The organism is Paenibacillus sp. YIM B09110, assembly GCF_037167145.1.
Lineage (GTDB): Bacteria > Bacillota > Bacilli > Paenibacillales > Paenibacillaceae > Pristimantibacillus.
The window spans coordinates 106,639-119,852 of sequence record NZ_JBANSP010000010.1 but is presented as its reverse complement, the minus strand read 5'-3'; the positions used below and the strand labels follow the sequence as shown (position 1 = coordinate 119,852).

Sequence of the window (13,214 nt, the reverse complement as noted above, 5' to 3'; positions counted from 1 at the left end):
ATGGCTCAAATGAATATGTTGGAAGCGATTCGCGACGCGATGCGCACAGAATTAAAACGTGATTCGAACGTTCTCATCTTTGGCGAGGACGCTGGTAAGGTCGGCGGTGTATTCCGCGTAACAGAAGGATTGCAGGAAGAATTCGGAGAAGATCGCGTATTCGATACGCCGCTCGCGGAATCCGCAATCGCAGGTATGGCAGTCGGCATGGGTATCCAAGGATTCCGTCCAATCGCCGAAATTCAATTCGTAGGCTTCATCTATGAAGCGCTCGATCAAATGTTCATTCAAGCGGCTCGCATGCGTTATCGTTCGGGCGGCCGTTACAACTCGCCAATCGTATTCCGTACGCCATTCGGCGGCGGCGTTAAAGCGGCTGAGCTGCATACCGACTCCCTTGAAGGTCTTGCGATTCAAACGCCGGGCATCAAAGTTGTTATCCCTTCGAACCCTTACGATGCGAAGGGCCTTATGATCGCGGCTATTCGCGACAATGATCCGGTATTTTTCATGGAGCATCTTAACTTGTACCGTGCGTTCAAAGCGGAAGTTCCAGAGGGCGAATACACGGTCGAGATCGGCAAAGCGAACGTTGTACGCGAAGGCAGCGACGTTACGATCATTTCTTACGGCATGATGGTTCATACGGCAGTGAAAGCGGCTGACGAACTTGAGAAAACGGGCGTTAAGGCAGAGGTTATCGACCTTCGTACGCTGCTTCCGCTTGATATCGATACAATCGTAGCATCAATTCAGAAGACGAACCGTGCGATCGTTGTACAAGAAGCACAGAAAACTTCTGGCGCTGCCGCTGAGATTATTGCGCAAATCAATGAAAAAGCGATTTTGCACCTGGAAGCGCCAGTGCTTCGCGTTGCAGGACCGGATACCGTTTATCCGTTCGCACAAATCGAGGACACTTGGCTTCCAACGACGGGACGCATCGTAGCGGCCGTACAGAAAGTGCTGAACTTTTAGAACTTGTAATATAGCTTGCTTGCATAGTGAGTTTGACATTGAGGAGGATGCGATCGGTGGCTAAATTTGAATATCGTTTCCCAGAGCTCGGCGAAGGATTGCACGAGGGCGAAATCGTTAAAGTGCATATCAAGGTCGGAGACACGGTAACTGACGATGATATTATTATGGAAGTTCAAAACGACAAGGCGATCGTAGAAGTGCCTTGTCCGGTTAACGGCAAAGTAGTGGAAGTTCGTATGAAGGACGGCCAAGTATGCCATGTTGGCGAGGTTGTTGCGATTATTGATGCGGAAGGCGACTTGCCTGAGCAAGCAGCTCCTGCTGCGGAAGCGCCTAAGGCGGAAGCGGCACCAGCGGCAGCTCCTGCAGCTGCACCAGCAGTACAAGCGGCTCCTGTTGCTGCTCCATCCGCTGAAGCGCCTAAAGCAACTGGCGGACTCGTACTTGCAACACCTAGCGTTCGCAAGTTCGCTCGCGAACAAGGCGTTGACTTGACGCAAGTAAACGGCTCTGGCAAAAACGGACGTATTACGCGTGATGACGTTACTGGATTCGGCGGCGCAGCGGCAGCTCCTGCAGCAGTAACAACTGATGCAGCGGCACCTGCTGATCAAGCAGCACCTAAGAGCGAAGCGAAAGCAGCTCCGGTTGCTTCCGGCACAGCTTACCGTCCAGAAGAGCGCGTACCGTTCAAAGGCATTCGCAAAGCGATTGCGAACGCGATGGTTAAATCGGTATACACAGCGCCTCACGTTACAATCATGGATGAAGTAGACGTAACCGAGCTTGTTGCGCTTCGTGCAAAATACAAGCCATATGCAGAGAAAAAAGGTTCGAAGCTTACGTACTTGCCGTTCATCGTGAAGGCGCTCGTGGCAGCATGCCGCCAGTTCCCGATTATGAACGCTACGCTTGACGAAGCTAACCAAGAAATCGTTCTGCGCAAGTATTACAACATCGGTATCGCAACAGATACAGATAACGGCTTGATCGTTCCTGTTATCGAAGACGCGGACCGCAAAAATATTTTCATGGTAGCTGACGCTATTCGTGATCTGGCTGTTCGCGGCCGCGACGGCAAGCTTAGCGCGAACGAGCTTAGAGGCAGCACCATCTCAATTTCGAACATTGGTTCGGCTGGCGGCATGTTCTTTACGCCAGTAATCAACTTCCCTGAAGTTGCGATTCTTGGCACGGGCCGTATCTCCGAGAAACCGGTAGTACGTAACGGCGAGATCGTAGCGGCTCCAGTTATGGCATTGTCGCTTAGCTTCGACCACCGTCTCATCGACGGCGCAACCGCACAAAACTTTATGAACTACATCAAACAGCTTCTGGGCCAACCTGAACTGTTCATTATGGAGGTATAAGACATGGTAGTTGGAGATGCTTCCCTAGATATTGATACTCTAGTCATCGGCGCAGGTCCTGGCGGTTACGTAGCGGCAATTCGTGCCGCTCAGCTAGGCCAAAACGTCTTAATCGTGGATAAAGAATATGTAGGCGGCGTATGCTTGAATGTAGGCTGTATTCCGTCGAAGGCGCTCATTTCCGCGTCGCATCAATATGAGTCGATCAGCCACGCTTCCGCTTTCGGTATCGAAGTGGGCGAGGCGAAGGTTGACTTCACTAAAGTGCAAGAATTCAAAAACGGCATCGTCAAAAAATTGACGGGCGGCGTTGCATCGCTTCTTAAAGCGAACAAAGTTCAATACTTCCAAGGCGAAGTGATGTTCATCAACGAAAACGAAGCTCGCGTCTTCAACGATCAAGAAGCGCCGCGTTACCGTTTCAAGAACTGCATCATCGCTACTGGTTCGCGTCCGATCGAGCTGAAAGCATTCCCGTTCAGCGGCCGTATCGTATCGTCGACAGGCGCATTGTCCTTGCCAGAAATTCCGAAGAGCCTTGTTGTTATCGGCGGCGGCTACATCGGTATCGAGCTTGGCCAAATGTACTCCAAGTTCGGCACGAAAGTTACGGTTATCGAAGGCTCTGACTCGATCCTTCCTGGCTTCGACAAGGATATGTCCTCGATCGTTGCGAAGAAGCTGAAGGGCACGAATGTCGACATCGTTACCGGCGCACAAGCGAAGAGCGCAGAACAAACAGACAAAGACGTTACAGTCACCTACACGGTAGGCGACAAAGAAGAGAAAGTAACAGCTGATTACTTGCTCGTAACCGTTGGCCGTCGTCCTAACACGGATGGCGAGCTTGGTCTTGATCTGATCAACATGAAGATGTCCGATCGCGGTCTTGTCGAGGTTGATGCACAATGCCGTACGAGCATCCCGCACATCTACGCAATCGGCGATATTATCGCTGGACCTGCACTTGCTCACAAAGCGATGTACGAAGGCCGTGTCGCAGCAGAAGCGATCTCGGGTCTGCCTAGCGTCATCGATTACAAATGCGTACCTGCTGTTTGCTTCTCCGATCCAGAATGCGCAAGCGTTGGCCTTAGCGAGAAAGAAGCGAAGGACAAAGGCCATAACGTTAAAGTGGGCAAATTCCCGTTCGCTATCAACGGCCGCGCTATGTCGCTTAACGCTAACGAAGGTTTCGTGAAGCTCGTATCCGATGCGGACTCCGGCCTTGTACTTGGCGCACAAATTATCGGTATTGAAGCTTCCAACATGATCGCAGAGCTTGCTCTGGGTATCGAGATGGGTGCTACGCTTGAAGATATCGCGCTTACGATTCACGCGCATCCAACGCTTGGCGAGATCGTCCTTGACGCTGCTGAAGTGGCTCTTGGTCATCCGATCCATACGTTCATTAAGTAATAAGCTATATAATCATTGCTTATTCGCAATAATAGAGGTCACGCGGCAGCTTCTGCCGTCGGGGCCTCTTTGTGCTTTACAAGGCCAATACGAGTGCCAGAAGGGATGGGATCGTTTATGGAATCGGCTACTAGGAAGGCTAGTGAATCGCGAACCATCATGACTCAGCTCATATTCCCGCTTGATACGAACCATCATGAGACGATGTTTGGCGGCAAGCTGATGGAATATATGGATAAGGTCGCAGCGATATCCGCCATGCGCCATGCGCGCAAGCAGGTGGTGACAGCCTCAACCGACAGTCTCGATTTTTTGGCGCCGATTCGGGTTGGAGAGGTCATAGAGGTTGAAGCGTTCGTAACTTGGACGCATCGCAGCTCGATGGAAATATACGTTACTGTGGAGTCGGAGAATTTGTATACGGGTGAGCGCAGGAAGACGGTTACTGCATTTTTCAACTTTGTTGCGCTTGGGCCAGACGGCAAACCATCGCCTGTTCCAGCTGTCATTCCGGAGTCTGAGGAGGAGCGCAGCCTTCATGCTTCTGCGCCAGAGCGTCATCAGTTGCGGCGTAAACGAAAGCAGGACAGAGATCGCATTTAATGATATAATATATGATATTTTGCAGTTGGGTTGAGAATAGGGGGCGAATCGAAATGAGCAACAACGAGCAAGCCTATCTGACGCTGCTAAGGGATGTGCTTTCCAGCGGCACGAAGAAGGAAGACCGCACGGGAACGGGCACGATTTCGACTTTCGGTTATCAGATGCGCTTCGACTTGCGCGAAGGCTTTCCGCTAATAACGACAAAACGAGTTCCGTTCCGCTTAATCGCGAGCGAGCTTTTATGGTTTATAAAGGGTGATACGAACATCCGTTATTTGCTTCAGAACAACAACAATATTTGGAACGAATGGGCGTTCAAGAGATGGATAGAGAGCAGCGCTTATAATGGACCTGATATGACGAACTTCGGTTTGCGCTCGCAAACTGACGAAGCGTTTCATGTGTTGTATACGGAGCAGATGGATATCTTTAAGCGCAATGTGCTTGAAGACGAAGCATTCGCTGCTGAATTCGGCGAACTCGGTGATGTATACGGCAAGCAATGGCGGCAATGGAAGACAACACAGGGCGAGACGATTGACCAGTTGAAGGATGTCATCGATACGATCAAGCGCAATCCCGATTCCAGAAGGCTGATTGTATCGGCGTGGAATCCGGAAGATATCCCGACAATGGCTTTGCCGCCATGCCACACGATGTTCCAATTCTATGTAGCAGACGGCAAGCTGTCTTGTCAGCTGTACCAACGAAGCGCGGATATTTTTCTTGGCATTCCGTTCAATATCGCCAGCTACGCGCTGCTGACGCATATGATCGCGCATGAATGCGGCCTTGAGGTCGGAGATTTCATTCATACACTCGGCGATGCTCATATTTACAGCAATCATATCGAGCAGATCGAGCTGCAGCTAAGCCGCCAGCCACGAGAGCTTCCGAAGCTTATTCTGAATACGGACAAAAAATCGATATTTGATTTCGAAGTATCCGACTTACAGGTAGAAGGGTACAATCCGCACACGACGATTAAGGCTCCAGTAGCCGTTTAGTGTCTTAATAAGGAAGACGATCGCGTATTTCATTAGAGAGGGGCAGCTTCGATGTCTATAACTTTAATTGCTGCCATGGACCGCAAACGTGCGATCGGCATTGAAAACCGCATGCCGTGGCGCTTGAAGGCAGAGATGGCTTATTTTACAGCCAACACAACGGGCAAGACCGTACTTATGGGCAGAAAAACGTTTGATTCGATTGGCAAGCCGCTTATGAACCGCAAAAACGTTATTTTGACTAGGCAAGCCGATTATATGCAGGAAGGCTGCGAGATTGTTCATTCCATTGAGGAAGCGCTTGAGAAATTTCGGGGCGACGAGTTGATGGTTATGGGCGGTGCCGATATCTATGAGCAGTTCCTTCCATTTGCGGACAAGCTGCTTCTAACGGACGTCGAAGCTGACATTGAAGGAGCCGATGCTTACTTCCCGTCGTTCGATGAAACAGAGTGGCAATTGACCAAAGGCGAACATAAACAGAAGGATGAGCACAATACGTATAACTTTACATTTTGTACTTATTTACGTAAGCAGTAGCAATTTTTAGCGGGATCACGTATACTTTTTACGAACGTTATGTAAGATAGTGCAAATGATTGTGCGTATAATCCATTAACGTCCTTGTGACAGAAATGCTAGGATGTTTTACAATAGTATATAAGCACGCTAAAAAAGTTTGTAGTTGAATATTTGATTATTTCCCGATATAGTTTTAAAGAGAATTGTTAAGATGGTAAACGGAAATTTGGATGGAGGAAATGCGATCATGTCTACACCTACTGGTTTTATGGAATATCAACGCGAATTGCCGGCCGATCGCGACCCGCTGGAGCGCATTAAGGATTGGCAGGAATTTCATAAGCATTTCTCGGATGAGCAGCTGAAGACCCAAGGCTCGCGCTGCATGGATTGCGGCACGCCTTATTGCCATACGGGAATAGAACTGGCAGGCTCTGTATCGGGCTGTCCGGTTAACAACCTCATTCCAGAATGGAATAACCTCATTTATCGTGGCCTATGGCGTGAAGCGCTTGACCGCCTGCATAAAACGAACAATTTCCCTGAGTTCACAGGCCGCGTATGTCCAGCGCCTTGCGAAGGTTCCTGTACAGTCGGCCTTATTGGCGACGCTGTAACGATTAAGACGATCGAACAAGCTATCATTGACCGCGGCTTCGAAGAAGGCTGGGTCGTACCGCAGCCTCCGAAGATGCGTACGGGCAAGCGCGTAGCTGTCGTTGGTTCCGGTCCTGCCGGTATGGCGACTGCAGCACAATTGAACAAAGCTGGTCACACCGTAACTGTTTACGAGCGCGCAGACCGCATCGGCGGATTGCTCACTTACGGCATTCCTACGATGAAGCTTGAGAAACATGTCGTTCAACGCCGCGTTGATTTGATGGAAGCGGAAGGCGTTGAATTCGTAACGAACACGGAGATCGGCAAAGATATTACCGCTACCGAGCTTGTCGAGAACTTTGATGCTGTCGTATTGTGCGGCGGATCGACTCGCGCTCGCGACGTTGAGATCGAAGGCCGCGACTTGAACGGCGTTCATATGGCAATGGACTACTTGAACGGCACGATCAAGAGCTACTTGGATTCGAACCTGGAAGATGGCAACTACATCTCGGCCAAAGACAAAGACGTTATCGTCATTGGCGGCGGCGACACGGGTTCTGACTGCGTAGCAACGGCGCTTCGCCACGGCTGCAAGTCGGTAACGCAATTCGGCACTCATGCGAAAGCTCCGCTTGAGCGTGATTCGATCAACAACCCTTGGCCGCAATTCCCGAACGTTTATACACTAGATTATGCGCATGAGGAAGCGAAAGCTTTGTTCGGCGAAGATCCGCGAGCATTCTCCGTCTTGACGAAAAAATTCGTTGGCGACGAGAATGGTCAATTGAAAGAGCTTCACACGGTTCAAATCGAGCGTACGGTTGATGAGACTGGCCGCAAAATATATAGCGAAATACCTGGCACCGAGAAAGTATGGCCTGCGGATCTTGTATTCATCGCTGTTGGCTTCGAAGGTCCGGAGAAGCCGGTAATCGAGCAACTCGGCCTTGAGCAAGACCGTCGCACGAATGTGAAAGCAGCTTACGGCAAATACAAAACAAGTGTGGACAAAGTGTTCGCAGCCGGCGACATGCGCCGCGGCCAAAGCTTGGTCGTATGGGCAATCAACGAGGGTCGCGAAGCGGCTCGCGAGGTTGACAAATATTTGATGGGATCGTCGATGCTTCCTTAATAAGAGGCTGGTGATAACATGTATACAGATAAGCGCCTTCGGGCGCTTTTTCTCTTGCAGATCAACAGCTGGACATCTCAATTAAGTTAGAATGCGGGGTAATTAATGTGATTAAATATGGATTGGATCGAGTGGCGGAGCTGCGTTTTCATACGATTAAGCCGATGATTGAACGCCGGGATGATCAGTGGATCGATATTACGCTTCGCTTTGAGCTTGAAGCTACTACACCAATTCCTGATGATCTGATCGACTTCACAGCTTTGGTTATTTGTACGCATAGCGGTGCTATTGCGCAGATCGTGCCGCAAGACGAAGGCTGCGATTGTGAATATCAATTCACTGTCGGAGAGAAGGAACAAATAACGAATTTTGTAAACCGTACGGATATTCAAGACCTCATTCAGAAACTAAGCTCCCCATCGTAAGGAAAGTTGTGGTAAAATCGGTATAAGTTGATGCGAAGGAGCGATTAACGATGCCGGCCGAGGAAGCTTTGGTTGTTTCTCCGACTGATGTTAGAAACATTCGCAGCTATGTTCAACATAAGTATTCTTCAATGCCGCAGGAGCAACGGGCGGAGATCGTTGCTGATGCCGTTACTCGTATCATACATAAGCAGTTGCCTGCATTCGAAGAGTCGGTCAAACGATTGATTACTTCTGAGCTGATTCGAAGCGCCGTTATGGAACAAGGACGACCGGTTAAGGCCGATGATATTTTCGACGCTTGCTTGGTATTGGATCGCAACGTCACTGCCATAGCGGAGCCATTCCACGAGTGGATAGAGCTTCAATTGAGCGTTCAATGCGATTCTGAAGTTATGGGGCGTGTGTTGGACAAGCTTGCTAATCCAAGCATGGAGAGCGATACGCACGCAGACAGCTTATGGACTCAGTTAAGGGCCGAACTTGCTACGCATTCGGTGAGGCTGCACCAAGGTGCGGAGACTATTGAACCGGCTGAAGTAATCTCGCTTCCGAGTTCAGCGTTCGAGCTGATCAAGAAACGGATTGAACGACGCAATCTGATGTATTTGTCGCTTTGCATCATTTTAGCTGTGACGTCCGTCTTGTACGCCTGGTCATTGTCAAGACCGTCAGCTGGTCAGATGCTGCCGCCGGTTGCGACGAATCCCGTACAGAAAGTCGAGATGGCCGCAGGCGGGCTGCCGATGGAGCTTCGTTATACACCGATTAATGAGGAAATGCTTATTCGCTACTTAGAGACAAGATCGTCCGTACTAGCGGAGCAGCCTTACTTCGATGCGATTATTGATGCCGCTCATGCATTCGATATTCATCCGATCCTGCTGTTCGCGATAACAGGGCAGGAGCAGGGCTTCGTTCCTAAGACGAATAAGTTAGCTGACGAGATAGCGAACAATCCTTTCAATGTGTTCCATAGCTGGAAAGAGTACAATACGACAATCCATGATTCAGCAGAAATTGCGGCTAGAACGATCTTTAACCTAAGCAAGGATAGACCGGCGGATGCCGATGCATTCGCTTGGATTAACCGCAAATATGCCGAGGATCCGCGTTGGTCGGATGGCGTTCGATCGATTTTCAGCACGATTACCGCTTATGTCGAAGACTAAAAAATACTAGCTATTATAGGATTTTATAGCCTATTATTCAGGAATGAACCTGATTCGGATGATGATCCGATCAGGTTTTTTTCTTGAGAATAGGTCGCAAAGTGATGGCGAGAGCCGACGATTATCTGTAAAATAGGTAAAAGAATGATCGTAATGAAGGAGCGATTCTGTATTGAAGACGTTAATTATTGCGGAAAAACCCGATATGGGAAGAAATATAGCAGCCGCAATAGATCCGAAAGCGAAAAATCACCGTTCCTACATAGAAGGAGAGCATTATATTATTACGTGGGCGATCGGCCATCTCATCGGGCTTGCCGAGCCTGATGCCTACGACGATCGTTATAAGAAATGGAATATTAATGATCTGCCTATAATACCGGACAAGTTCAAGCTCATACCGAACCGGAAAACGATGGACCAGCTCAAGGTGATCGCCGATCTGGCGAAGCGCAGTGATAGACTTGTTAACTCATGCGATGCAGGGCGGGAAGGTCAATACATCTTCTCGCTTATTCAGCGCCACCTGAAGCTATCGCAGCCGGTGAAGCGGCTTTGGATATCGGACTTGACGCCGGAGACTATCAGGAAGGGATTCGAGGAGCTGCGCGAGGGCTCTGAATATGAGAACCTGACGAAGGCGGCTACAGCTCGTAGCGAAGCGGACTGGCTGATAGGCATGAACGGCTCAAGAGCGTTCACGACAAAACATAATGTGCTGCTGTCCGTCGGACGCGTACAGACTCCGGTGCTTGCTCTGATCTATGATCGGCAGAAGCTGATTGAGGCTTTCTCATCGCTGAAGTTTTTCGAATTGGAGGGGCACTTCTCCCAAGGCGAAATGACGTATCGCGGCATGTGGCAGGGCGAGCGTATGACCGATAAGGAGAAGGCTGACGCTTTAGCTGCCAAGGTAAAAGGAAAACCTGGGCGGATTGCTTCCTATGAGGTAAAGGATACGAAGGAATACCCGAATAAGCTATACGATTTGACGCTGCTTCAGCGTGAGGCCAATGGCAAATACGGATTCTCGGCAAAAAAGACGCTCGACGTCGCTCAGGCTCTGTACGAGAAACATAAAGTGATCTCCTACCCGAGGACGAACTCCAACTATGTGACCGAGCAGAACATTCCGGAGATGCATAAAACGTTGAACGCGCTGCAAGGCACGGCTTACGATGAATTCGTGAAAGGCGCAAATCGCGGTCTCGTCCATAAAGGGAATAAATTCATCTGCAATCCGAGCAGAGTGGAAGATCATCATGCCATATTGCCGACTTACCGTAAGGCGAACGGATTGAACCCGGATGAGCAAAAGCTGTATGATTTGATCGTGCGCCGTTTTCTGTCGCAGTTCTATCCTGCAGCTGAATATAAGGTGCATACGGTTATGACAGAAGTCGAAGGAGAGAACTTCAAGACGACGGTGAAGGAGCTGCTCAGCTTAGGCTGGAAAGTGATCTACGCCGATCAGAAGAAGGACAAGCCTAAGACGACAAAGGGTAAAGACAAGGAAGAGGCCGAGGACGAAGAAATCGAGGTCAGCGAGCCGTTCTCGATATCGGCGAACGAAGGTGTCACTTGCGCCGATGCCATTGTGAAGGAAAAGGATACGCAGCCTCCTAAGCATTATACGGAGGGGACGCTTCTGAAAGCGATGGAGAGCGCTGGCAAGCAAATCGAAGACGATGATGTGCGAGATGCGATGAAGGACTCGGGCCTTGGCACGCCGGCTACACGTGCGGCTACAATCGAGCGACTCAAAAATGTCGGTTATGTCGAGATGCAAGGGAAAAAGATTCTTATTACACAAAAAGGCCGTACGGCCATCGAATTAATACGCGGTGCCGGTATCGAACTGCTCACTTCACCGGAAATGACCGGGATGTGGGAGCGTCGTCTGAATGAGATCGCGAGAGGCTCAGCTTCGGATCAGCAGTTTATGGACAATGTTAAGAAGTTCGCTACGATGATTGTCGATAAAGTGCGCGTACAGTCGCGCGCGAACAAAAACTCGTTCGAAAGCGAAGCTCCTGCTCAAAGCAAGACGACAAGAAGCAAAGGCAAGTCCGGAGGGGAGCAGTCTGCATCCGCTTCAGGCGGTTCACGCGCTCGTTCAGCGAGTGCGAAGTCATCATCCGGATCAAAGGGCGGCGTTGCCGTTCAATCCCCATCTGCGGCCTCTGAGCCGTCTGTAATCGGTGTATGTCCAAGTGCCGGATGTGGAGGGTCGATCTTCATGGGGCGGAAGGGCTACGGCTGCTCGCATTATAAGGAAGGCTGCAAGTTCGTTATTTGGAAGGAAAGCTACGGTCGAAGCTTGACCGATGGTCAAGTGAAGTCATTGATTGAGAAGGGCAAGACGACGAAGCTTAAGGTGACGCTTGAGGATGGAACCCAGACGGAAGGTCGAATCGTATTAAGAAATGAATCGACCGGCGAATTAGCAATCGAATAAAACAATAGAGGCCGTATGGTTAGGAAGAAAACACATTTCCTAACCATACGGCCTCTTCGTATCTACAATCTAGCGTCCAATGTAACGGTGAATCGTATCCGGCACGTCCTTAAGCTGGTCGAGCGTGAAGAAAGCACCTTTCGGTTCAACGTCTATATTGATGACGTTATATTGCCATTCCGACTTGGCTTTCATATGGATCGCATGGATTCCTGCAGTCAGGGCAGGCACAACGTCCGTCCGAATCGAATTGCCGACCATCCATGTTCGGTTGCGGTCGAAGGGACCTTCAGACAATATGGTCTCCAGCGCTTCACTATTTTTCAATCGACGAATATAAATGCGCGAATCGAAATAACGCTCCAAATGCAGCTTCTCGATCTTGCGCCGCTGGATTAACATCTCGCCGCCAGTATATAAGTGAAGCTCATGGCCGGTATTAGCCAGCTCATACAGCGTCTGCTCCATGTTCGGATAAGGCTCATTGTCATGCTCATACACGCTTAATCCGAGCTTCCATAGCAAATCCTCTTCTGACTTGGAGCGTTTGCGTCCGCTCACGTTAGAGAAATGAACATAGGTATCGACGAACGATTGCGGGAAATGCTCGCTCTTGAAGCCGAACACCGCAACGCCCGCAATATCAATCTCGGTCTGCTTGTCTCGAATGGCATCGGCTGTAATGTCAGGGAAGCCTTGGAACCACGTAGTCATCGCATCGACGAATTGATCGATAACGAGATAAAAATATTTGTTGCAGTGAATAAGCGTATCGTCCAGGTCGAACATAATTTGCTGCTTCATAGGGAGCGTCTCCTTTGTAGGGCGATTGGCTGCTGTATGAACAATCTACCGCAATGAAGACGCAGAGTCAATGTAACGATGTTTATTTATGGAGGGGGTATGATTTCACATAAATATCCAGCTACATTCGCATAATGATACTGGAGGTGATAAGCATGCCATTCAATAAAAGCAGCAAAACGAAGAATCAGCAAAATCATTCCAGCTTCCGCGAGCAATCGATAACGCTGAAATCGGAGAAGTTCGCAAAGAGGCCGCCGAGCTTAAACGGGATTAATAAACAGTTGCCTTAACGGGGATTGGAAAGTTTCGCGAAAGGAGAGGTTAAGCGCCTCTCCAGCCGCGTTCTAGTGATTAGAAATGAATTAAGCGTATTTGAGCTGCGAGGCAGCAAGCTGATTCTTAATGAAATCGATTCTTCGACGTACATAAAAGTCCAGGCTGTCACCCTTCAAGTCTCTCGGAGCGATCACCTCCTCTGCGTTATTGTCGATAATGACAAGCCGCCCGTCCGGGTAGAACTTAAAGGTTAGGTCGCGATAAGGGCGCCCTTTCTCTACATAACGGTAATTTTCGCAAAGTTTTTTCATGATGATCGATCCTCCTTAAATGATTTGTAATTTATACGCAATTCAGAACATTTGTTCTTGTTTTCATTATACCAAACATTTGTTCGTATGGAAACTATTTTTTGTTTCCCGTAAACTAGATT

13 protein-coding genes are annotated in these 13,214 nt (G+C 49.4%); 11 read left to right on the top strand and 2 right to left on the bottom strand.

Going from position 1 to position 13,214, the window contains the following annotated elements; genetic code table 11:
- The 10 genes from V8F51_RS16510 (at nucleotide 1) to V8F51_RS16465 (ending at nucleotide 11,698) form a co-directional block, all read left to right on the top strand.
- Entirely contained in the window at nucleotides 1–978 is a 978-nt protein-coding gene (locus tag V8F51_RS16510) for an alpha-ketoacid dehydrogenase subunit beta (RefSeq protein ID WP_337101388.1), read from the top strand.
- Between the two features lie 56 nt (nucleotides 979–1,034).
- On the top strand, nucleotides 1,035–2,351 hold the full coding sequence (locus V8F51_RS16505; RefSeq protein WP_337101387.1) for a dihydrolipoamide acetyltransferase family protein: 1,317 nt from the start codon (nucleotides 1,035–1,037) through the stop codon (nucleotides 2,349–2,351).
- A gap of 3 nt (nucleotides 2,352–2,354) precedes the next feature.
- Entirely contained in the window at nucleotides 2,355–3,770 is a 1,416-nt protein-coding gene (gene lpdA / locus V8F51_RS16500; protein WP_337101386.1) for a dihydrolipoyl dehydrogenase, read from the top strand.
- Between the two features lie 159 nt (nucleotides 3,771–3,929).
- The gene (locus V8F51_RS16495; RefSeq protein ID WP_442956440.1) at nucleotides 3,930–4,373 is read left to right on the top strand and encodes an acyl-CoA thioesterase; all 444 of its coding nucleotides are present in this window, start codon (nucleotides 3,930–3,932) and stop codon (nucleotides 4,371–4,373) included.
- A 53-nt stretch (nucleotides 4,374–4,426) separates the two neighbouring features.
- Complete coding sequence (locus V8F51_RS16490; RefSeq protein ID WP_337101385.1) at nucleotides 4,427–5,383, top strand: thymidylate synthase; 957 nt, start codon at nucleotides 4,427–4,429, stop codon at nucleotides 5,381–5,383.
- 51 nt (nucleotides 5,384–5,434) lie between these two features.
- Entirely contained in the window at nucleotides 5,435–5,923 is a 489-nt protein-coding gene (locus V8F51_RS16485; protein ID WP_337101384.1) for a dihydrofolate reductase, read from the top strand.
- A 229-nt stretch (nucleotides 5,924–6,152) separates the two neighbouring features.
- A complete protein-coding gene (locus V8F51_RS16480; RefSeq protein ID WP_337101383.1) occupies nucleotides 6,153–7,640 on the top strand; it encodes a glutamate synthase subunit beta in 1,488 nt (495 codons plus the stop codon).
- Between the two features lie 107 nt (nucleotides 7,641–7,747).
- On the top strand, nucleotides 7,748–8,068 hold the full coding sequence (locus V8F51_RS16475; protein WP_337101382.1) for a hypothetical protein: 321 nt from the start codon (nucleotides 7,748–7,750) through the stop codon (nucleotides 8,066–8,068).
- A gap of 50 nt (nucleotides 8,069–8,118) precedes the next feature.
- Nucleotides 8,119–9,240, top strand: coding sequence for a hypothetical protein (locus V8F51_RS16470; RefSeq protein WP_337101381.1), 1,122 nt, complete (start codon nucleotides 8,119–8,121; stop codon nucleotides 9,238–9,240).
- 172 nt (nucleotides 9,241–9,412) lie between these two features.
- Nucleotides 9,413–11,698: a type IA DNA topoisomerase gene (locus tag V8F51_RS16465; RefSeq protein WP_337101380.1), complete on the top strand. Its 2,286-nt coding sequence runs from the start codon at nucleotides 9,413–9,415 to the stop codon at nucleotides 11,696–11,698.
- 69 nt (nucleotides 11,699–11,767) lie between these two features.
- Here the strand turns inward: V8F51_RS16465 and V8F51_RS16460 are convergent, their stop codons facing one another.
- Nucleotides 11,768–12,502: an HAD family hydrolase gene (locus V8F51_RS16460; RefSeq protein ID WP_337101379.1), complete on the bottom strand. Its 735-nt coding sequence runs from the start codon at nucleotides 12,500–12,502 to the stop codon at nucleotides 11,768–11,770.
- A gap of 155 nt (nucleotides 12,503–12,657) precedes the next feature.
- On the opposite strand from V8F51_RS16460, the gene V8F51_RS16455 reads away from it, so the two are divergent.
- Nucleotides 12,658–12,795 carry a hypothetical protein gene (locus V8F51_RS16455; RefSeq protein ID WP_337101378.1) on the top strand — a complete coding sequence of 46 codons (138 nt, stop codon included), beginning with the start codon at nucleotides 12,658–12,660 and terminating at the stop codon, nucleotides 12,793–12,795.
- Between the two features lie 72 nt (nucleotides 12,796–12,867).
- On the opposite strand, the gene V8F51_RS16450 is transcribed toward V8F51_RS16455, so the two are convergent.
- On the bottom strand, nucleotides 12,868–13,092 hold the full coding sequence (locus V8F51_RS16450) for a hypothetical protein (protein WP_337101377.1): 225 nt from the start codon (nucleotides 13,090–13,092) through the stop codon (nucleotides 12,868–12,870).
- Nucleotides 13,093–13,214: the final 122 nt, after the last annotated feature.